This window comes from Methylobacterium indicum (genome assembly GCF_017347565.1).
Classification (GTDB): domain Bacteria; phylum Pseudomonadota; class Alphaproteobacteria; order Rhizobiales; family Beijerinckiaceae; genus Methylobacterium; species Methylobacterium indicum.
Window position 1 is genome coordinate 1,434,043 of the sequence record NZ_AP024145.1, and the last position, 17,733, is coordinate 1,451,775.

The 17,733-nt window shown below is 70.1% G+C and carries 20 protein-coding genes; 11 read left to right on the top strand and 9 right to left on the bottom strand.

What is annotated here, in order from left to right:
• Nucleotides 1-26: 26 nt before the first annotated feature.
• Both miv_RS06625 and miv_RS06630 read right to left on the bottom strand, forming a co-directional pair.
• Nucleotides 27-1,094 (bottom strand): PAS domain-containing protein, encoded by a 1,068-nt coding sequence (locus miv_RS06625; RefSeq protein WP_207181961.1) that lies wholly within the window; start codon nucleotides 1,092-1,094, stop codon nucleotides 27-29.
• Nucleotides 1,091-2,068 carry a LysR family transcriptional regulator gene (locus tag miv_RS06630; RefSeq protein WP_082171586.1) on the bottom strand — a complete coding sequence of 326 codons (978 nt, stop codon included), beginning with the start codon at nucleotides 2,066-2,068 and terminating at the stop codon, nucleotides 1,091-1,093. The genes miv_RS06625 and miv_RS06630 overlap by 4 nt, the downstream gene beginning before the upstream one ends.
• Nucleotides 2,069-2,203: 135 nt before the next feature.
• On the opposite strand from miv_RS06630, the gene miv_RS06635 reads away from it, so the two are divergent.
• A complete protein-coding gene (locus miv_RS06635; protein ID WP_207181962.1) occupies nucleotides 2,204-2,713 on the top strand; it encodes a VOC family protein in 510 nt (169 codons plus the stop codon).
• Nucleotides 2,714-2,811: 98 nt separating this feature from the next.
• Here miv_RS06635 and miv_RS06640 read toward each other — a convergent pair whose 3' ends face one another.
• Nucleotides 2,812-3,072: a DUF3297 family protein gene (locus miv_RS06640; RefSeq protein ID WP_048427215.1), complete on the bottom strand. Its 261-nt coding sequence runs from the start codon at nucleotides 3,070-3,072 to the stop codon at nucleotides 2,812-2,814.
• A 220-nt stretch (nucleotides 3,073-3,292) separates the two neighbouring features.
• Between miv_RS06640 and miv_RS33690 the strand changes: the two genes are divergently transcribed.
• Together miv_RS33690 and miv_RS06645 are read left to right on the top strand one after the other, a co-directional pair.
• Nucleotides 3,293-3,427 carry a hypothetical protein gene (locus tag miv_RS33690; RefSeq protein WP_274534395.1) on the top strand — a complete coding sequence of 45 codons (135 nt, stop codon included), beginning with the start codon at nucleotides 3,293-3,295 and terminating at the stop codon, nucleotides 3,425-3,427.
• Nucleotides 3,424-3,750 (top strand): hypothetical protein, encoded by a 327-nt coding sequence (locus miv_RS06645; RefSeq protein ID WP_207181963.1) that lies wholly within the window; start codon nucleotides 3,424-3,426, stop codon nucleotides 3,748-3,750. Before miv_RS33690 ends, miv_RS06645 begins: the two co-directional genes overlap by 4 nt.
• 46 nt (nucleotides 3,751-3,796) lie before the next feature.
• Here the strand turns inward: miv_RS06645 and miv_RS06650 are convergent, their stop codons facing one another.
• The 4 genes from miv_RS06650 to miv_RS06665 all read right to left on the bottom strand — a co-directional run bounded on the left by miv_RS06650 (nucleotide 3,797) and on the right by miv_RS06665 (nucleotide 6,888).
• Entirely contained in the window at nucleotides 3,797-4,180 is a 384-nt protein-coding gene (locus tag miv_RS06650; RefSeq protein WP_058618198.1) for a hypothetical protein, read from the bottom strand.
• The gene (locus miv_RS06655; protein WP_207181964.1) at nucleotides 4,180-5,748 is read right to left on the bottom strand and encodes a GMC family oxidoreductase; all 1,569 of its coding nucleotides are present in this window, start codon (nucleotides 5,746-5,748) and stop codon (nucleotides 4,180-4,182) included. Before miv_RS06655 ends, miv_RS06650 begins: the two co-directional genes overlap by 1 nt.
• 100 nt (nucleotides 5,749-5,848) lie before the next feature.
• On the bottom strand, nucleotides 5,849-6,397 hold the full coding sequence (locus tag miv_RS06660; RefSeq protein ID WP_048427219.1) for a twin-arginine translocation signal domain-containing protein: 549 nt from the start codon (nucleotides 6,395-6,397) through the stop codon (nucleotides 5,849-5,851).
• A gap of 95 nt (nucleotides 6,398-6,492) precedes the next feature.
• A complete protein-coding gene (locus tag miv_RS06665) occupies nucleotides 6,493-6,888 on the bottom strand; it encodes a VOC family protein (RefSeq protein WP_048427220.1) in 396 nt (131 codons plus the stop codon).
• A 310-nt stretch (nucleotides 6,889-7,198) separates the two neighbouring features.
• Between miv_RS06665 and miv_RS06670 the strand changes: the two genes are divergently transcribed.
• The 5 genes from miv_RS06670 to miv_RS06690 all read left to right on the top strand — a co-directional run bounded on the left by miv_RS06670 (nucleotide 7,199) and on the right by miv_RS06690 (nucleotide 10,826).
• Nucleotides 7,199-7,462: a hypothetical protein gene (locus tag miv_RS06670; RefSeq protein ID WP_048427221.1), complete on the top strand. Its 264-nt coding sequence runs from the start codon at nucleotides 7,199-7,201 to the stop codon at nucleotides 7,460-7,462.
• A gap of 316 nt (nucleotides 7,463-7,778) precedes the next feature.
• The gene (locus miv_RS06675) at nucleotides 7,779-8,102 is read left to right on the top strand and encodes a hypothetical protein (RefSeq protein WP_058618199.1); all 324 of its coding nucleotides are present in this window, start codon (nucleotides 7,779-7,781) and stop codon (nucleotides 8,100-8,102) included.
• Nucleotides 8,103-8,277: 175 nt separating this feature from the next.
• Complete coding sequence (locus miv_RS06680; RefSeq protein WP_207181965.1) at nucleotides 8,278-9,021, top strand: YidB family protein; 744 nt, start codon at nucleotides 8,278-8,280, stop codon at nucleotides 9,019-9,021.
• 69 nt (nucleotides 9,022-9,090) lie between these two features.
• Nucleotides 9,091-9,798 (top strand): glutathione S-transferase, encoded by a 708-nt coding sequence (locus miv_RS06685; protein ID WP_207181967.1) that lies wholly within the window; start codon nucleotides 9,091-9,093, stop codon nucleotides 9,796-9,798.
• A gap of 344 nt (nucleotides 9,799-10,142) precedes the next feature.
• Complete coding sequence (locus tag miv_RS06690; RefSeq protein WP_207181969.1) at nucleotides 10,143-10,826, top strand: response regulator transcription factor; 684 nt, start codon at nucleotides 10,143-10,145, stop codon at nucleotides 10,824-10,826.
• 126 nt (nucleotides 10,827-10,952) lie between these two features.
• On the opposite strand, the gene miv_RS06695 is transcribed toward miv_RS06690, so the two are convergent.
• Complete coding sequence (locus miv_RS06695) at nucleotides 10,953-12,731, bottom strand: flagellin N-terminal helical domain-containing protein (protein WP_207181970.1); 1,779 nt, start codon at nucleotides 12,729-12,731, stop codon at nucleotides 10,953-10,955.
• A gap of 577 nt (nucleotides 12,732-13,308) precedes the next feature.
• Entirely contained in the window at nucleotides 13,309-15,084 is a 1,776-nt protein-coding gene (locus miv_RS33695) for a flagellin N-terminal helical domain-containing protein (RefSeq protein WP_048427227.1), read from the bottom strand.
• A gap of 444 nt (nucleotides 15,085-15,528) precedes the next feature.
• Between miv_RS33695 and motA the strand changes: the two genes are divergently transcribed.
• From motA to miv_RS06715, 3 genes are all read left to right on the top strand, one after another.
• Complete coding sequence (gene motA / locus miv_RS06705; RefSeq protein WP_048427228.1) at nucleotides 15,529-16,401, top strand: flagellar motor stator protein MotA; 873 nt, start codon at nucleotides 15,529-15,531, stop codon at nucleotides 16,399-16,401.
• Between the two features lie 67 nt (nucleotides 16,402-16,468).
• Entirely contained in the window at nucleotides 16,469-17,407 is a 939-nt protein-coding gene (locus miv_RS06710) for a flagellar motor switch protein FliM (RefSeq protein WP_048427229.1), read from the top strand.
• Nucleotides 17,391-17,684 (top strand): hypothetical protein, encoded by a 294-nt coding sequence (locus miv_RS06715; RefSeq protein WP_048427230.1) that lies wholly within the window; start codon nucleotides 17,391-17,393, stop codon nucleotides 17,682-17,684. Before miv_RS06710 ends, miv_RS06715 begins: the two co-directional genes overlap by 17 nt.
• The last annotated feature ends 49 nt before the right edge of the window (nucleotides 17,685-17,733 follow it).

Below are 17,733 nucleotides of genomic sequence, written 5' to 3' on the forward strand. Positions count from 1 at the left end.
CGTGCCGGGCCCGGAAAGAGCCCGGATCACCGCACCTTGACGACCGCCAGAGTATCCCCGTCGATGACCACGAAGCCGATGCCGGCCCGGCGCAGGGCGGCGACCGCGGCGTGGCGGCTGCGGGAGGCCGGCCCTTCGCCGCCCTCCTCCAGGCGCCGGACGGTGGAGAGGGACAGGCCGCTCGCCCCGGCGAGATCGGCCATCGACCAGCCGACGAGGCCCCGGGCGGCGCGCAGATGCGCGGCCTGCACCGCCTGTTCCAGGCCTTGCCGCACGATTCCGGACGGCACCGGCCGGGGCCCGTCGACCCGGCCGTTCAAGGTGGCCCAGGTCTCGATCCGCCCGTCATCGCCGCGGACCGGGACCGCAACGCTGCGGAACAGGCCGCGATCGCCACGCGCGAGGGCCAGGGTCTGCTCGACCGCGAAGGGACGCCCCGCGGCGAACCGCGCGCTGATCTCGTGGTCGGCCCTGGCACGCTCCTCGGGCGCGAAGATCAGTGTCCAGTTTTCCTGGAACGCCTGCTGGGTGACGCCGGTCAGGCTCATGATCTCCCAGGAGGCGACGCGAACCGGGCTCGCATGCGGCGCATTCGGCAGAGTATGGATCCACGTCTGCGTCTGGGCGAACAGCGCGCGCCGCCGCCGCTGGTTCTCGCGATGCGACGCCGCCAGGAACTCGGGCTCGGTCATGTCCAGCACCACGCCAGCCCCCGCGCGGGGTCGCCCCTCGGGCGTGACGTAGATCGTGCTGCGGCCGGTCAGGAGCCGGACCGCCCCGTCCGCCCGGATCACCCGGAAGGTGGAACCGGTGAAGACCCCCTCGCGCATCATCTGGGTGCCGGTCTCGAGCTGGGCTCGGTCGTCCGGATGCACGAAGCTCATGAACCGGTGATAGCCCGGTCGCACCGCACCCGGGGCGAGGCCGAGCAGGCGGAACAGCCCCGGTGACCAGGCGTACTCGTCGGTGACGAAATTCCAGGCCCAGGTCCCGGTCAGGCCATGCGCCTCGAGCAGCCGGAGGGCGTCGCCATCCGGGAAGGTCAGGATCCCGTGCGGGTCGTCCGGGGCGCCGTCCGGCTCGGTCCCGGTCATGCGACGGCTCCCTCGGCGCGATGCGGCGCGGGTGCCAGGGCCGGAATTGCGGCGGGCAGCGGCGCGTCGATTCCGAGCGGCGCGGGCAGGTCCCGGTCCCAGGGCGGGTCGGCGAAGCGGGCCGCCACGAACGCCACCAGGGCCCGGACCTTGGCGGGCGGGCGGCGGCGCGAGGGCATCACCGCGTGGATCGGCAGCGACGGGATCGGCCCGAGATCGAGCGCCACGAGGGCGCCGCGGCGCAGGGCGTCGGCGACCAGGAAGGTCGGCTGGTAGATCACCCCGAGCCCGGCGGCGGCCGCCGCCACCAGGGCGTCGCCGTTCGAGGCGCGCAGCGAGCCCTCGACCGCGACGGTACCGGCCTCGAAGCGCCAGCCGTCGCTGCTGGCGAGGGTGTAGCCGAGGCAGTTGTGATCGCTCAGGTCCTCCGGGCGGCGCGGCCGGCCCCGCGCCGCGAGGTAGGCGGGCGCCGCGCAGACGCGCATCCGGCACGGGGCGAGCGCCCGGGCGACGAGGCGCGAATCGCGCAGGTGGCCGATCCGGAGCGCCAGGTCCCATCCCTCCTCGATCAGGTCGACGGGCCGGTCGTTGAGGCCGAGCTCGACGGCGAGCGCCGGATGCGCGCGACCGAACTCGGCCAGCGCCGGGGCGACCTGCAGGACACCGAACGAGACCGGCACGTTGAGCCGCAGGGTGCCGCGGGGTTCCGCCGCCTCGGCGCCGGCCTCCGCCTCGGCCTCGTCGATCTCGCCGAGGATGCGCTCGCAGGCCTCGAGGTAGCGCCGGCCGGCCTCGGTCAGGGTCAGCCGGCGGGTCGAGCGGTGCAGGAGCCGGGCGCCGAGCCGCTCCTCCAGGGCGGCGACGTGCTTGGTGACGCCGCTCTGCGACAGGCCGAGCGCCCGCGCGGCGGCCGAGAAGCTGCCGGTCGCGGCGACGCGCACGAAGGTCTGCATGGCGGTGAGCCGGTCGAGCACGGGGCGATCTCACTCCGCGGGCGTGAGGTGAAACGACGGAATGCCGGATTCCACGGGGTTTGCAACCGAGGCAGTCTGCGGGGACCGCCGGGGCCGGGAGACGATGGCGCCGGCCCCGCAGCCGAGGAGGGCCGCATGACCACGCCGATCGCCACGACCGGGCCGATCGACCCGCAGACCCGCATCGGGCACGTCCACCTGCGGGTGGCCGACCTCGACCGGGCGCTCGGCTTCTATTGCGGGGTGCTCGGCTTCACCCTGATGCAGCGCTACGGCACCCAGGCCGCCTTCGTGTCGGCCGGCGGCTACCACCACCATATCGGGCTCAACACCTGGGACAGCGCCGGCGGATCGCCGCCGCCGCCCGGCAGCACCGGGCTCTACCACGTGGCGATCCTCTACCCGACCCGGGCGGCGCTCGCCGACGCGCTCATGCGCCTCGATGCCGCCGGGATCCCCCTCACCGGGGCGAGCGACCACGGCGTCAGCGAGGCGCTCTACCTCGACGATCCGGACCGCAACGGGGTGGAGCTCTATCGCGACCGCCCCGAGGCGGAATGGCCGCGGGACGAGGCGGGCGGCCTCAGGATGGCGACCCGCCGCCTCGACCTCGCGGACCTGCGGGCCGCGGGAACCCGGTCCTAGGCAGAGTTCGCCGAAGCGGTGACCGGTTCGGCGCCGAAAATCTGCGACACAACAAGACCCTAAGCGGGCGAAGCGTCGGCCTGCCAACGCAGGTCCGCTTAGGGCGCGTCGGTCCCGGCCTCCGGGCCGCGGAAATACGGCTCGACCGCGCCCTTGAGCTTCACCGTCATCGGGTTGCCGAAGCGGTCCTTGGCGTTGCCGGCGGCGAGGCGCACCCAGCCCTCGCTGACGCAATACTCCTCGACATTGGTCTTCTCGACGCCCTTGAAGCGCACGCCGACGCCGCGCTCCAGCAGGGCGGCGTCGTGGAAGGGGCTGCGCGGATCGGTGCTGAGGCGGTCGGGCGGGGTGTCGGACATCGGGCCGGTCTCCGGGATTCGGTCGGCGCCCCAGGTAGCCGCTCCCGCCGCCGCTGCCAATCCGCCCGGCGGCGCTTCCGGCTCTTTGGAATTTTCATAATTCACAGATCAATATAGATGAGCATCACCAATGTAGAAACCCTCCAATATTTCGTGATGATCTTGCGGTCGCAAATGTCTTGCTGCATTCAGGGCGCGCCGAACCCCGGCACGATCCGAGATGGAGGCCGCGATGGCGCGGGCGCTGATCCTGATTCACGGCTGTGCCGGACTGATCCGGGAGGGATGGCCCCCGGTCGGCCTGCCCTGGGAGCGGCTGGTCGTCCTCCTGAGCGAGGCCGAGGTCGTGCGATGAGCGCCCCCCGGTACGAGCGCCCGCGGGTCGAGGCCGAGCGGCGGTCGCAGGCGGCCCTGGAGCGCGCCCTCACCCTGGCCTTCTGGGACGCCCTGGAGCGTGGACCGCTGCCGCCGATGGCCGCGCTCGAAGCCGCGGCCCGCACGGTCGGCGCGCTCTACCGCCAGATCGCCTCCCTGCACGGCCCGGTGCCGCAATGCGGCTGCGGCTGGCAGCCCGAGCCGGACGAGGACCTGATCCGGCTCGAGGCGATGCTGGCGGCGGCCCTGATCGAGCGGCCGCGCCCGACGCTCCTCGACCTGCCGGTGCAGGGGCGGGCGTGACGCGGCACTGGAGCGCCGACCGACCGCGACGCGATCGGTCGGCGCCCTACCGGGGCGCCGTGCCGTCCGGGCGGTTCGACGGCATCCCGCCCGGGGCGTCCGGGTAGGCGGTGCTCGGCACGGGCCCGGCCTGGCCGACCGAGCTGCTCGGCGCGGATGTGCGGTTCGTGTCCGCCGCCCCCGAGGGCCCGGGCGCCGCCGGGCAAGGGCCGGGGCCCGGACAGGCGGCGTGATCGGTCGCGACCGAGCGGCCGTCCCGCTCGGCCGCCGGCTGGCCGCCGGGACTGTTCGGGTAGGCCGCGGCCCCGCCGGGCTGGCGTGCGGGTGCGGCCGGGGTCGGCGAGCCCTGCGCGGCGGCGGCCCCGGCGAGGAGGCCGGCGGCCAGCAGCCCGAGGAGGGGCGGGGCGAGGCGGAGGGCGAGAGGGCGCATCAGATCTCCCGCCGCTGCATCGCGCCGGCGATATGGTCGGCCTGGCGCAACGCCAGCGCCACGATCGTCAGGGTCGGGTTGCAGGCCGCGCCGCTGGTGAACTGGCTGCCGTCGGAGACGAACAGGTTCTTCACGTCGTGGGTCTGGCCGAACTTGTTGACCACGCCGTCCCGGGCCTTCGCGCTCATCCGGTTGGTGCCCATGTTGTGGGTGCTCGGATAGGGCGTGACCGGATAGGTGACCGTGGCGCCCACCGCCTCGTAGATCGCCGCGCCCTGCTTGTAGGCGTGGTTGCGCATCGCGACGTCGTTGGGGTGATCGTCGAAATGCACGCTCGCCACCGGCATCCCGTGCTTGTCCTTGACCGAGGGGTCGAGGGTGATGCGGTTGGTCTCCTGCGGCAGGTCCTCGCCGACGAGCCACATCCCGGCCATGCGTGGATACTGCTCCATGGCGCTGGTGAAGGAGCGGCCCCAGGCGCCGGGATTGAGGAACGCCGCCATGAACGGCACGCCGAGCGAGACCGTCTCCATCTCGTAGCCGCCGGCGAAGCCGCGCTTCGGGTCGTGCCGGGCCTCGTCCCGGATGATGCCCGCCATGGTGGTGCCGCGGTACATGTGGACCGACTTCTCGAACACGCCGTAGACGCTGCCGGTCATGTGGCGCAGGTAGTTGCGGCCGACCTGGCCCGACGAGTTGGCGAGGCCGTCCGGAAAAAGCGACGAGGCGCTGTTGAGGAGCAGCCGCGGGCTCTCGATCGAGTTGCCGGCCACCGCGACGATGCGGGCCTTCTGCCGCTGCAGCTTGCCGTCGGCATCGGCGTAGACCACGCCCGTCACCTTGCCCGAGGCATCGTGCTCGATGCGGATCGCCATGCAGTTCGGGCGGACCTCCAGGTTGCCGGTCTCCTCGCCGCGGGGGATCTCGGCGATCAGGGTCGACCACTTCGCGCCGGACTTGCAGCCCTGGAAGCAGAAGCCGATCTGCTGGCAGGAGCCGCGGTCGTGCCGCTCCTGGCTGTTGATCGCCATCCGGCCGGTATGGACCTCCTTGTAGCCGAGGCGGCGGGCGCCGGCCTCCATCACCTTGAAGTTGTTGTTGCCCGGCAGGCCCGGGATGCCGTTGGTGCGGGTCACGCCCATCCGGTCCTCGGCCTTCTCGTACCAGGGGTCGAGCTCGGCCCGGGTGATCGGCCAGTCGAGGAGGTTGGCGCCGGGGATCGCGCCGTAATGGTCGCGGATGCGGAACTCGTGCTCCTCGAAGCGCAGGGACGCGCCGGCCCAGTGCACCGTCGAGCCGCCCACCGCCTTGACGATCCAGGCCGGCAGGTTGGGGAAGTCCCGCGCCACCCGCCACGAGCCCGAGGTGGTGCGCATGTCGGTCCAGGCGAGCTGGGCGAAGCTCGCCCATTCGTCGTTGACGAAGTCTTCCATGTTGTGGCGGGCACCGGCTTCCAGGATGACGGAGCGGATGCCCTTCAGCGCCAGCTCGGTGCCGAGCGTGCCGCCGCCGGCGCCCGAGCCGACGATGACGACGAGCCCGTCGTCGTTCAGGTCGAATGTGGCCATGGTTTCCTCCGGCCCGCGCGGCCCGGTCGCGGCCGATCCGGCGCGGCGTTCGTTGATTGTTCTTTGGTTGACGCTCACTCTATCGGCAGTCGCAGGCCGATCAGACCTTCGGCAGCCAGTCGATGTCGTTGAAGCCGCGGTTGATGTAGCCGCCCTTGTCGGCGGACGAGCCCTCGTAGCCGAATTTCGGCCACAGCTCGGGCTGGTTGTAGAGCGAGACGACGAGGTCGGACCGGATCTTCTTGAAGAAGTCGGTGTGGCTGATCCCCTCAAGGATGACGACGCGGTCGGCCTCCCAGCCGATCTGCGCGTAGGCGACCTTGTGGCGGGCCTGCGCGTCCTCGTCGAGGCGGCGCACGCCTTGGGTCAGCAGCGTCTTCACCGCGGGGTCGGCGGCGGCCTTGCCGTCCCAGGGCTTGATCGCCGTGATGTAGTAGACGTCGCCGAGGAAGTCGTGCGGGTAGATGTCCCGCGCCATCTTCACCAGGGTCTTCAGCTCGGCCGGCGCCAGGGCGGCGCCGTTCTCGGCCCAGGCCTCCGAGACCTGGAGCCCGGCGCCGGTGGCGAGCGCCGCGGCCGGTGCGGCGACGGCGGCGGTCTGCAGGAAGCCGCGGCGGCTGAACCGCACGCGCGGATCGACTTCTCTCATCGGGTGTCTCCTCGGGATCGTTTCTTGGTGGGTCTTGCCGAAGGCCGGGCCGGGGTCGCGTCTTCGCGCGCTTCCCGGCCCGGCCCGTCGGGGCCTCAGGCGAAGCGGCCGCCCTTCTGGATCACCTCGATCTTGTAGCCGTCGGGATCGGTGGCGAAGAAGAAGCGGGCCAGCGTCTTGCCCTGGTGCTGGAAGTCCTTGACCGGGGTCGCGGGCAGCCCTGCCTCGGTGAAGCGGGCATGCTCGGCATCGACGTCGTCGACCACCACCGCGAGATGGCCGTAGCCGTTGCCGAGATCGTAGGGCTCGGTGCGGTCGAAGTTGACGGTGAGTTCCAGCTCGAACGGCGACGAGGGGTGACGCAGGTAGACGAGCGCGAAACCGTCGAAACCGATGCGCTCGGCGAGCTCCAGGCCGAAGGCGCGGGCGTAGTAGGCGCGGGAGCGCTCCTCGTCGAGGACGCGGATCATCGAGTGGACGGGCTTGGCCATCGGCAGCGGAAACCTCGTGTGATGGGGGCGCCGCGCGCGGCCGCCCGGGTGTCGGCGCTTAGACTAGCTCCAGGGAAGCGGACCGGGTGGTAGCGGGATGTGACGCCCCGCGCCGCGCCGGCCCGGCGAAACCGCCGCGCTCCCGCAGCGGAACGGCCGCGCGACCCACGTCCAGAACGCGATGTTTGTTCCGCCGCGTCGCGTGCGCGGCGGCACATCGCGCCGGCATGTCGCCACCTATATTCCAATCATCGCAAGAGAGCGGGTCGCCAGGACCGGCTTTCACCACACCGAACAAGGAAGACAACGAATGAAGACCCGCATTGCCGCAGTCGTTACTGCCCTCGTTCTTGGCGTCGCCCCGATCTCCTCCGCCATGGCGTTCGGCCCGAACGCTCCGGCCCATCCGTTCTGGACGCAGGATGTCGAGACCACCGGCTCGATCGGCTCGGCCAACGACAGCGTGCCCTTCTACGGCGCCTGCCCGATGAGCTCGGCCGCCGAAGGCAACGCCAAGCAGCAGAACTTCCCGGTCAAGCAGTACGGCCAGACCTCGGGCGGCTACCGCTGCTGAGGACGTCCGCCGGGCGGGACATCGGCGGATTCCGGATGGACCGACACGAAATTCGAGGGAGTCGAGAATGAGTGACATGAAGCTTCTGCGCGCGGTCTCCTACGGCATGATCGGCGTCCTGACCGGCGGCCTCGCGATGACCGCCTTCGGCACGGCTAGCGCCTTGATGAACATGTGACCGCGAACGAGGACCGCCCCCGAGGGCGGTCCTCTTTTTCGCGAACGGGCCGGGGATCGGCCGAGCCCGGAACCGCGGCGATTCCGAGACGATTCCTCACCCGAACGTCCCAATCCAGGCGCCCCGCCGGAGACAGCCATGCCCCCGCTCGCCCGCCTTGCCTCCGTCCTTCTCCTCCTCGCTGCCGGCACCGTGCCGGCGTTCGCGATCTCCGATCGGCGCGACCAGCCGACCCAGGCCGACCTCCCTCGTAACGACTTGCCTCATGCCGACCCGCCCGACGGCACGCGCGCCGGGGACTCCGGCGTCGCGCCGCCCCAGGCACTCAAGCCCGAGACGCAGGTGACGCCGTCACAAGCGCCCCCCGGCGGCACGCCGGCGCGGACCAACCCCCTCGACAAGCTCGACCCCAAGGACCGGCGCGCCACCGGCGGCGGCGACGGCTCCGGCGACCGGCGCTAGAGCATTTTCCGACGAAGTGGATGCCGGTTCGTCGAAGAAAATGCGGCAAAACAAAGACTTAGAGAGCTTCGCGATTGCAACGCGATCGTGAAGCGCACTAGCCCCCTCCCGGAAGGCAACCGAGGCGGCACAGCGTGGTTAACCCCGGCGCGGCACGCGCGAGGGGGAGGCACCCATGGGTCTGCTCGACCAGGTCATCGGTTCCGTGCTCGGCAACGTCCTCGGGGGCGGGAGCCGGCACGAGGAGAGAGGTGGCGGCTCGGGGGCGATGTCGCCCCTCGTGAAGGCGCTGCTGATGCTGCTCGCCGCCAAGGCGATGAACGGCGGCTTCGGCGACATCTTCGGCGGCGGGCGCCGGCCGGTCCCGCAGGCCGGGCCGGAGGACGGCTACGCCCCCGATCCGCATGGCTACGGCGCGCCCGAGCCCCGGGACGAAGGCCGGAGCCGGCGCGGCGAGGATCCGAACAATCCCTATTCCGATCTCGCCGGCATGCTCGACGGCCCGGGCGGCGGCACCGCATCCCCCTCCCCGACGGGTGGCGGCGTCCAGAATCCCTTCGACCAGAACTCCTTCGGTCAAGGCGCCGGCGACCAGGGCGCCGGCCCATATTCCCACCTCGACCGTGAGCAGCCCGACGATGCGGGCGGCGGCGGTCTCGACCAGCTGATCGACCGCTTCCGCCGCGGCGGCCTCGGCGACGTGATCGAATCCTGGATCGGCCCCGGCCACAACCGGTCGATCGAGCCGCGCCAGCTCGCCCAGGCGCTGGGGCCCGACACGGTCGACACCCTGAGCCGGCAGACCGGCCTCGGCCGCGACGACCTGCTGGCGCAACTCGCCCAGGTGCTGCCCGGGGTGATCGACGGCCTGACGCCCCAGGGCCGGCGCCCGAACCACGACGAGATGCGCGGCTGGTGAGATGCCGAGGATGATCCGCTCGGCGCCCGGCACCGCCCGGGCGCCCGACATCGTCGAGGGAGTGCTGCGATGGCCTACGAGCTCCACTACTGGCCGTGCATCCAGGGCCGGGGCGAGTTCGTCCGGCTGGCGCTCGAGGAGGCGGGGGCGGATTACCGCGACATCACCCGCGAGGACGGCATCGACGACATGGTGGCGGGCCTCGACGCCCCGCCCCGCCCGGCCTTTGCGCCGCCATACCTGCGCGACGGCGATCTCGTGGTCGGCCAGACCGCCGCGATCCTGCACTATCTCGGGCCGCGCCTCGGTCTCGTCGGCGAGAGCGAGGCCGACCGGATCTGGACCCACCAGATCCAGCTCACCATCGCGGATGCGGTGGCGGAGGTCCACGACACCCACCATCCGATCGCGTCCTCGCTCTTCTACGAGGACCAGAAGCCCGAGGCCGCCCGGCGGGCGGCGGCCTTCCGCGACGAGCGGATCCCGAAATTCCTCGGCTGGCTCGAACGGGTGCTGGGCGCCAATCACGCCGGACCGCGCCACCTCGTCGGCGACCGGTTGAGCTACGCCGACCTCTCGCTGTTCCAGCTCGTCGAGGGCCTGGCCTACGCCTTTCCGCAGGCGACCGAGCGGGCGCTCGCCGCGACCCCGAAGGTCGTTGCCCTCCACCGGCTCGTCGCCGCGCGCCCGCGCATCGCCGCCTATCTGGCGAGCGATCGACGCCTGGCGTTCAGCGAGGACGGAATCTTTCGGCGCTACCCCGAACTCGACGGCTGAGCGCCGGACAGCTGTCGCTCCCCCGCCACAGGGGGCGACGACACCCTGTCTCATCGCAACTCATTGATCTACAATGATTTCCTGAGCCGGTCGTGGCCTGGCCGCAACACGTTGTGTCCCCAAGTGAACAGCTTGTGAGCGAGCTTAACAGAAAATTAACCATTTCAGGGCGATAGACGCCTTAACAAATCATTCACGAGTTGGCGCCCGCAAGGCGCAAGCCGGATCATCTCGCGGCTCGCCGCGAAGATCTCGGAAATATCCAGACAATTCGACGGCAATCGAGCTCGCGCCTTGACTGGCTGCGGGGTGAGACAGGTCGTCAAGATATCTTGGGGGCTGGCGTGTACATCGTGGTCGACGAGCGGGAAAGCGTGGCCGCACAGTACGTTCAGGGCTTCGGCGCCGAGGGCGTGGCGGCCCGGGGGCTGGACGTGAGCGACATCCAGACCTGGATCGATGCGCCGCCGCCCCAGGACCTGGAAGCGGTCCAGGGCTTCGTCATCGGCGATTGCGCCGACCGCACGGCCTTCACCGCGGCCCTGCGCGGCCTGTCCCGCGCCCCGATCATCGCCCTCAACGAGACCCGCTCGCTCGAACAGACCCTGGCGCTGTTCACCGCCGGCATCGACGACGTGGTGCGCAAGCCCGTCCATGTCCGCGAGATCATCGCCCGGGCCGGCGCGATCCGCCGCCGCACCAACCGCAGCGACGCGAAGCCCGCGAGCACCCCGGACAAGAGCGGCCGCCTGACCGTCCACGCCGACGGGCGCGACCCGGAGATCGACGGCCAGAGCCTGCTCCTGCCGCGCCGCGAGCGCGACATCCTCGACTACCTCGCCCGCAACCGCGGCCGGCCGGTGACCAAGGGCCAGATCTTCAAGGCGGTCTACGGCGACCTCGACACGGCGGTCGACGAGAGCGTGGTCGAGGGCCACATCAGCAAGCTGCGCAAGAAGCTGCGGATGCGGCTCGGCTACGACCCGATCGAGGCCAAGCGCATGACCGGCTACACCTTCGTCGGCTGATCCCGCGTCGGCTGATCCCACCCGGACCGCCTCATGAAAGAGCCGCCCGCGACCCTGACGGTCGCGGGCGGCTTGTCTCGTTCAGGGACGGTCGTGGCGGTCCCCGGGGGGACCGCCCTCCCCCGCTTAGCGGAAGAGCGAGAGGACGTTCTGGCTCGCCGAGTTGGCGATCGAGAGCGCCTGAACCGCCAGCTGCTGCTGGGTCTGCAGCGCCTTCAGCTTGGTCGACTCTTCTTCCACGTCCGCGTCCACCAGGATGCCGATGGTGCGGTCGTTGGCCTTCATCAGCGTGTCGACGAAGGTCTTCTGGCCGTCGATCTGGGTCTTGTTGGCGCCGAGCTTCGTGCCCGCATCCGTCACGCTGGCGATCGCCTTGTCGACCATGTTCAGGATGCTGGCGACGTCGGCGTCGCCGGCCGAGCCGACCAGGGTCGAGATGTTGAAGTTCGCCACCGAGTAGGCGCCGGCCGTGATGGCGGTGTAGGTGCCGGAGGTGGTATCGAGGATGCCCTTGCCGGTGGTGGTGGTGGAGGCCGTGCCGGCGCCCGCCGCCGCGTTGGTGCCGACGGACGTCTGGCCGGCGGTGAAGCCGAAGCTCGTCACGTCCGCGCCGTTCGCCGTCACCGACGAGTTGGTGCCGGCGCCCGTCGTCGTCAGCACGAGCTTGCCGCCCACGAAGCTGGCGCTGGCCGTGCTGTTAGCCGCCTTCAGCTGGATGTTGATCAGCTGCGCCGCGTCCGCCCCGTTCAGCGTCGCGGCGCCCGAGGACACTGCCGAGCCGGCATTGTTGTAGGCCGCGGCGTTCAGCGTCACGGTCACCGCACCGCTGCCCGTGCCGTCGTCGACGGTCAGGACCTTGGTGTTGGCGCCCGAGATGTTGAGGGCCGAGTAGGCCGTGCCGGCGGTGAGCGACGGCGCGTTCGAGATCGCGCCGAAGCCGATATCGGCGGCGACGAACTTCGTGGCGTCGGTCAGGTTGGCGACGCCGATCTTGAGCGTCGCACCGGTGCCGGTGCCGACGGTAGCGAAGGTCAGGCGGCCGGCGGTGTCGAGGCCGGCGGTGACCTTGCCGCCGAGCTTGGCGGTGCCGGAGGCCGCGATCTGGTTGTTGATCGCCGACAGGAGCTCGTCGGTGGTGACCTTGCTCAGGTCCTTGGCGGTGGACTTGAGGGTGTCCTTGTCGAGCTGGATCGCCGCGCTGGCGCCGCCGCCGAGATCGATGACGAAGTTGATCTGCTTGGTCTGGCCGGCGGTCGCGGTGGCGAAGTCGGCGGTGCCGCCCGAGAAGGCGCCGGTGCCGGTGAGCGAGGTCGAGCCGACGACCTGGGCCGCGGTGGCGGGCTTGGTCACCGTCGTGCCGGCGTTGCGGTCGTAGAGCTTGATCGAAGCGACGTCGACGTTGACCATCGAGAAGGTGATGGTGCCGTCCGAGGCGCGGGCGAAGCCGGCCACGACCTTCTGGGTCGCCTGGTAGTTGGTGTTGGACGGGCTCGAATCGACCGAGAGCCAGTTCTGGCCGCTGGCGTTCGAGGAGTCGGCGGTGGCCTTCATCTTCGACTGGATGGCCGAGATCTCGGTCTGGACCTTGGCGCGGTCGACGCCCGGGGTCAGGGCGCTCTGCAGCTTGCCGCGGATGTTCTGCAGGTCGGTGATGATCGAGTTGAGGCCGTTATAGGCGGTGTCGACCGACGACGAGCCGAGGCCGAGCGAGTCCTTGACCGCCGAGAGCGAGGCGTTGTCGGTGCGCACGGTGGTGGCGATCGACCAGTAGGCGGCGTTGTCGGACGCGGCCGAGACGCGCTGGCCGGTCGAGACGCGGTTGCTCGTCATGTCGAGCTGGGTGTTGATCGACTTGAGGGTCGTCAGCGCCGTCATCGCGGCGTTGTTGGTCAGCAGGCTGGTCACGGATCTGTCTTCCGGGCTGAGAATGGAGGAGAGTTCGACTCACCGGGCTTGCACCGATGCGACCTGTCGGCCGGTCGAGGGACCGAGGCGGTCCTTCGACGACCGGGACGGACCTGCGGGGATCCCTCCGTCGCGCAATCACACCTCCGGACTCGCACCGGATCAGCGGACCGACATCATGTCCTTGGGTCTCACCGGAGGCCCATCCGCTGGATTGTTGCCGGCAGCGCCCCGTGTGTTGCCGGTGGCGCCGCTCGATAGGGTGATAATGGCTTGATAGGCTTACGAAGCGATTAACCAAAGACGCAACGCGTTGTCCCGTCGAGGCGAGCTTTGGGCCAGCAACGATCTGTGGATACGTCGTACAGAGATCCGCCCATCCTGCCGTCGGGCGGGGCGACGTAGAAAATATCTTAACCAATGCCTTGGCGGGAGCGCCGCCGGGAGACGGATACCATCCACGCCGACGCCTGACCGCGTCCATTCCCCAACGCGAGAAGGGCCGCGCTCGACCCGAGCGCGGCCCTTCCCGTTCGATCCGGCACCGGCGGTCCCCGGGGGGACCGCCCTCCCCCGCTTAGCGGAAGAGCGAGAGGACGTTCTGGCTCGACGAGTTGGCGATCGAGAGCGCCTGAACCGCCAGCTGCTGCTGCGTCTGCAGCGCCTTCAGCTTGGTCGACTCCTCCTCCACGTCGGCGTCGACCAGCACGCCGATGGTGCGGTCGTTGGCCTTCATCAGAGTGTCGACGAAGGTCTTCTGGCCGTCGATCTGCGTCTTGTTGGCGCCGAGCTTCGTGCCCGCATCCGTCACGCTGGCGATCGCCTTGTCGACCATGTTCAGAATGCTCTGCACGTCGGCATCGCCGTTCGAGCCGACGAGGTTCGAGATGTTGAAGTTCGCCACCGAGTAGGCGCCGGCGCCGAACGAGGCGTTGTAGTTGCCGGCGGTGGTGTCGAGGATGCCCTTGGCGGTGGTGGTGGTGGAGGCCGTGCCGGCGCCCGCCGCCGCGTTGGTGCCGGAGGCCGTCTGGCCGGCGGTGAAGCCGTAGAGGGCGTCAGGCGCGGTGACCGTCACCGACGAGTTGGTGTCGGCACCCGAGGTCGTCAGGCTGAGCTTGCCGCCCGCGAAGCTGGCGCTCGCGGTGTTGCCGGCCGCCTTGAGGGCGATGTTGATCAGGGTCGCCGCGTCCGCGCCGCTCAGCGTCGCCTTGGCCGAGCTCACCGCCGAACCGGCGGCGTCGTAGGCCGCGGAGCTGAGCGTGACGGTCGTCGTGGTGGTGCCGTCGTTGATGGTGATCGCCCGGGTGTTGGCACCCGAGATGTCGAACGCCGCCGAGTAGTTGCTCGCCGCCGTCAGCATCGGGGCGTTCGAGGTCGCACCGAAGCCGATATCGGCGGCGGCGAACTTCGTGGCGTCGGTCGGGTTGGCGACGCCGACCTTGATCGTGGCGGTGGTGCCGGTGCCGACGGTGGTGAAGGTCAGGCGGCCGGCGGAGTCGAGGCCGGCGGTGACCTTGCCGCCGAGCTTGGCGGTGCCGGAAGCCGAGATCTGGTTGTTGATCGCCGCCAGCAGCTCGTCGGTGGTGACCTTGGTCAGGTCCTTGGCGGTGGACTTGAGGGTGTCCTTGTCGAGCTGGATCGTGGCGACGGAGGTGCCGCCGAGATCGACGACCAGGTTGACCTGCTGGGTCTTGCCGGCGGTCGCGGTGGCGAAGTCGGCGGTGCCGCCCGAGAAGGCGCCGGTGCCGGTCAGCGAGGTCGAGCCGACGACGAGCGCCGCGGTGGCGGGCTTCGTCACCGTCGAGCCGGCGTTCTTGTCGTAGAGCTTGATGCCGTTCACGTCGACGTTGACCATCGAGAAGTTGATGGTGCCGTCCGAGGCGCGGGAGAAGCCGGCCACGACCTTCTGGGTCGCCTGGTAGTTGGTGTTGGTGGCGGTCGAGTCGACCGAGAGCCAGTTCTGGCCGCTCGAGTTCGAGGAGTCGGCGGTGGCCTTCATCTTCGACTGGATGGCCGAGATCTCGGTCTGGACCTTGGCGCGGTCGACGCCCGGGGTCATCGCGCTCTGCAGCTTGCCGCGGATGTTCTGCAGGTCGGTGATGATCGAGTTCAGGCCGTTATAGGCGGTGTCGACCGACGACGAGCCGAGGCCGAGCGAGTCCTTGACCGCCGAGAGCGAGGCGTTGTCGGTGCGCACCGAGGTCGCGATCGACCAGTAGGCGGCGTTGTCGGACGCGGCCGAGACGCGCTGGCCGGTCGAGACGCGGTTGCTGGTCGTATCGAGCTGACTGTTGATCGACTTGAGGGTCGTCAGGGCAGTCATCGCGGCGTTGTTGGTCAGCAGGCTGGTCACGGCGATGATTCCGGTCTTGCGCGTGGGCGGGAATGTGGGATGGTTTCCGGGCTCGCACCGGGGCAGAGAATGGTCTTGTGCCCGCTGTCGCGAAGCACAGATCCGTCTGCGCACTCATACACATCCGGCTTCTCACCGGGGTCAGCGGTTCGACATCATGTCTTGAGCTTGTAAAAGCCCATCCGCTGCGCCTGCCGCGGCGGCCTTAGTTGGCCCCGCCGACAGGAGGGACTATCGCGATTCCCGCCTTATCAAGCGATTAAGCCGGCCCGAGCAGGCCGGGAAGCCTGGGGATACCCGGGATAACACCTGCATAACGCGCGGAAGAATCGGGGAGAATCCCGCTGGCCGGCCCCGGGACGGAGGGCCGGTCGCGCCTCGAAAAAGCCCCGCGCAAGCCACCGGCCCTAGACCCGTCGCCGTCAAGACGGAGCGTTGCGGGACATGGGAATCCTCGTCGGCCTGCTCATTGCCATCGGCTGCATGCTCGGCGGCTTCGTGGCCATGGGCGGCCACCTGATCGTGATCTGGCAGCCCTGGGAGTTCGTCATCATCGGCGGCATGGCGGCCGGTACCTTCGTGATCGCCAACCCGATGAAGACGGTGGTCGATTCCGGCAAGGCGACCATGGAGGCGTTCAGCGGCAAGGGCCCGAAGCGCAAGGATTTCCTGTCGCTGCTCGGCCTGATCCACGCCCTCCTGCGCGAGATCAAGACCAAGCCGCGCAACGAGGTCGAGACCCACTTCGACGATCCGGCGAATTCCGAGATCTTCAAGAACTATCCGGACGTGACCAAGGACCAGGGCCTGGTCCTGTTCATCTGCGACTATTGCCGGCTGATCCTGATCGGCGGCGCCCGCTCGCACGAGATCGAGGCGCTGATGGAGGAGGAGATCGGCACGCACAAGAAGTACGCGCTGAAGCCCTACGCGGCGATCAACACGGTGGCGGAGGCGCTGCCGGCGCTGGGCATCGTCGCGGCGGTGCTCGGCATCGTGAAGGCGATGGGCGCGCTCGACCAGTCGCCCCAGATCCTCGGCGGCCTGATCGGCGCGGCGCTGGTCGGCACCTTCTTCGGGGTGTTCGCCTCCTACGGCGTGCTGGCGCCGCTCGCCATCAAGGTGAAGGGCGTGCGCGAGAAGCAGTGCTCGGTCTACACCATCGTGAAGCAGAGCCTGATCGCCTACATGAACGGCGCCCTGCCCCAGGTGGCGATCGAGCACGGCCGCAAGGGCATCGCCGCCGCCGACCGCCCGACCATCGACGAGGTCGAGGCCGCCACCGTGCCGGGCGCCCAGAACCGCGAGGCGGCGTGACCGCCTCGCGACGCGGCCCGACCCCGACCATCCGCGCAGCGGCCTGAGGGCCGGGACACCGCCAGCCATGGACCCGACGATCCTCAAGAACCCCGCCGACATCCGCGCCCGCATCCAGGAGGCCGCCGGCCTCTCCCTGGACCGGCTGCCGATGCTGCAGCTGATCTTCGACCGCCTGGCCACCGCCTGCGGCGACGGCCTCAAGCACCTCGCCGCCTCCTCGATCCTCTACTCGCTCAGCGGGGTCGAGAGCGGGCGCTTCGGCGAGTTCCTCGACGTCTACGATTCGAACGCGGTGGTGGGCATCTTCCAGGCTCCGGCCTGGGACGGCCACATCCTGGTCGGCTTCGACCGCGACTTCATCTTCACGATGGTCGAGGTGCTGTTCGGGGCCGACGGCTCGGAGCAGCCGGTCGACGACGAGCGCGCCTTCTCGGCGATCGAGCTGCGCATCGCCCAGATGATCCTCGAGCAGGTCGGCCGGGCGCTCGAATCCTCCTTCGGCCTCGTCTCGAAGACCGCCTTCACCCTCGAGCGCACCGAGACCCGGATGGAGTTCGCGGTGATCGGCCGGCGCAGCAACAAGGCGATCCAGGCCAAGTTCCTGCTCCAGGCTCTCAACCGCGGCGGCGAGATGTTCATCATCATCCCGCAATCGGTGCTCAACCCGCTGCGGCCGAGCCTCGCCAAGGTGCTCACCGGCGAGACCAGCACCCGCCGCGACCCGCGCTGGACGAGCCAGATCGCCGCCGAGGTGCAGAAGACCACGGTCCACCTGCGGGCCGTGCTCGAGGAGCGCCACCTGAGCCTCGGCGAGATCGCCGGGCTCAAGGTCGGCCAGGTGATCGCCCTCGACGCCACTCCGGCGACCCGGATCAAGCTCGAAGGCAACGACAAGCCGCTGTTCTGGTGCCATGCCGGACAGTCCCAAGGCGCCTACGTCCTGCGGATCGACGAGGCCATCAATCAGGACAAGGAAGGGGCGGAGCATGGTGTCGCTGGTTGACGGGGTGCTGCTCGCCGCCCTGGTGGGCACCACGGCCTGCGTGCTGCCGCTCTACCTGAAGCTCAAGCGGCTCGACCGCGCCCAGGCCGAGTACGGCCGGGCGGTCGCGGCCTCGGGCCATGCGCTCGCCACCGCGGGCGAGGCGGTGCGCAACTTCACCGGCGAGGGCCGCGAGGTGCTGGAAGCCCTGAGCGCCAAGATCGAGGAGGCGAAGGCGACCCTCGAGGCCCTCGAGGCCGGCCGCCGCGCCGCAATCCGGGCCGAAGGCGGGCGCTGAGCTTCCGGCGGGAGGGCGCCGCCGCCCGCAAGCCTCGGATCAGCTTGAC

Excerpts from the sequence above, each read along its gene's own strand:
- miv_RS06625 (WP_207181961.1), bottom strand. The coding sequence starts at position 1,094 with ATGACCGGGACCGAGCCGGACGGCGCCCCGGACGACCCGCACGGGATC.
- miv_RS06635 (WP_207181962.1), top strand. The coding sequence starts at position 2,204 with ATGACCACGCCGATCGCCACGACCGGGCCGATCGACCCGCAGACCCGC.
- miv_RS06640 (WP_048427215.1), bottom strand. The coding sequence starts at position 3,072 with ATGTCCGACACCCCGCCCGACCGCCTCAGCACCGATCCGCGCAGCCCC.
- miv_RS33690 (WP_274534395.1), top strand. The coding sequence starts at position 3,293 with ATGGAGGCCGCGATGGCGCGGGCGCTGATCCTGATTCACGGCTGTGCC.
- miv_RS06645 (WP_207181963.1), top strand. The coding sequence starts at position 3,424 with ATGAGCGCCCCCCGGTACGAGCGCCCGCGGGTCGAGGCCGAGCGGCGG.
- miv_RS06650 (WP_058618198.1), bottom strand. The coding sequence starts at position 4,180 with ATGCGCCCTCTCGCCCTCCGCCTCGCCCCGCCCCTCCTCGGGCTGCTG.
- miv_RS06655 (WP_207181964.1), bottom strand. The coding sequence starts at position 5,748 with ATGGCCACATTCGACCTGAACGACGACGGGCTCGTCGTCATCGTCGGC.
- miv_RS06660 (WP_048427219.1), bottom strand. The coding sequence starts at position 6,397 with ATGAGAGAAGTCGATCCGCGCGTGCGGTTCAGCCGCCGCGGCTTCCTG.
- miv_RS06665 (WP_048427220.1), bottom strand. The coding sequence starts at position 6,888 with ATGGCCAAGCCCGTCCACTCGATGATCCGCGTCCTCGACGAGGAGCGC.
- miv_RS06670 (WP_048427221.1), top strand. The coding sequence starts at position 7,199 with ATGAAGACCCGCATTGCCGCAGTCGTTACTGCCCTCGTTCTTGGCGTC.
- miv_RS06675 (WP_058618199.1), top strand. The coding sequence starts at position 7,779 with ATGCCCCCGCTCGCCCGCCTTGCCTCCGTCCTTCTCCTCCTCGCTGCC.
- miv_RS06680 (WP_207181965.1), top strand. The coding sequence starts at position 8,278 with ATGGGTCTGCTCGACCAGGTCATCGGTTCCGTGCTCGGCAACGTCCTC.
- miv_RS06685 (WP_207181967.1), top strand. The coding sequence starts at position 9,091 with ATGGCCTACGAGCTCCACTACTGGCCGTGCATCCAGGGCCGGGGCGAG.
- motA (WP_048427228.1), top strand. The coding sequence starts at position 15,529 with ATGGGAATCCTCGTCGGCCTGCTCATTGCCATCGGCTGCATGCTCGGC.
- miv_RS06710 (WP_048427229.1), top strand. The coding sequence starts at position 16,469 with ATGGACCCGACGATCCTCAAGAACCCCGCCGACATCCGCGCCCGCATC.
- miv_RS06715 (WP_048427230.1), top strand. The coding sequence starts at position 17,391 with ATGGTGTCGCTGGTTGACGGGGTGCTGCTCGCCGCCCTGGTGGGCACC.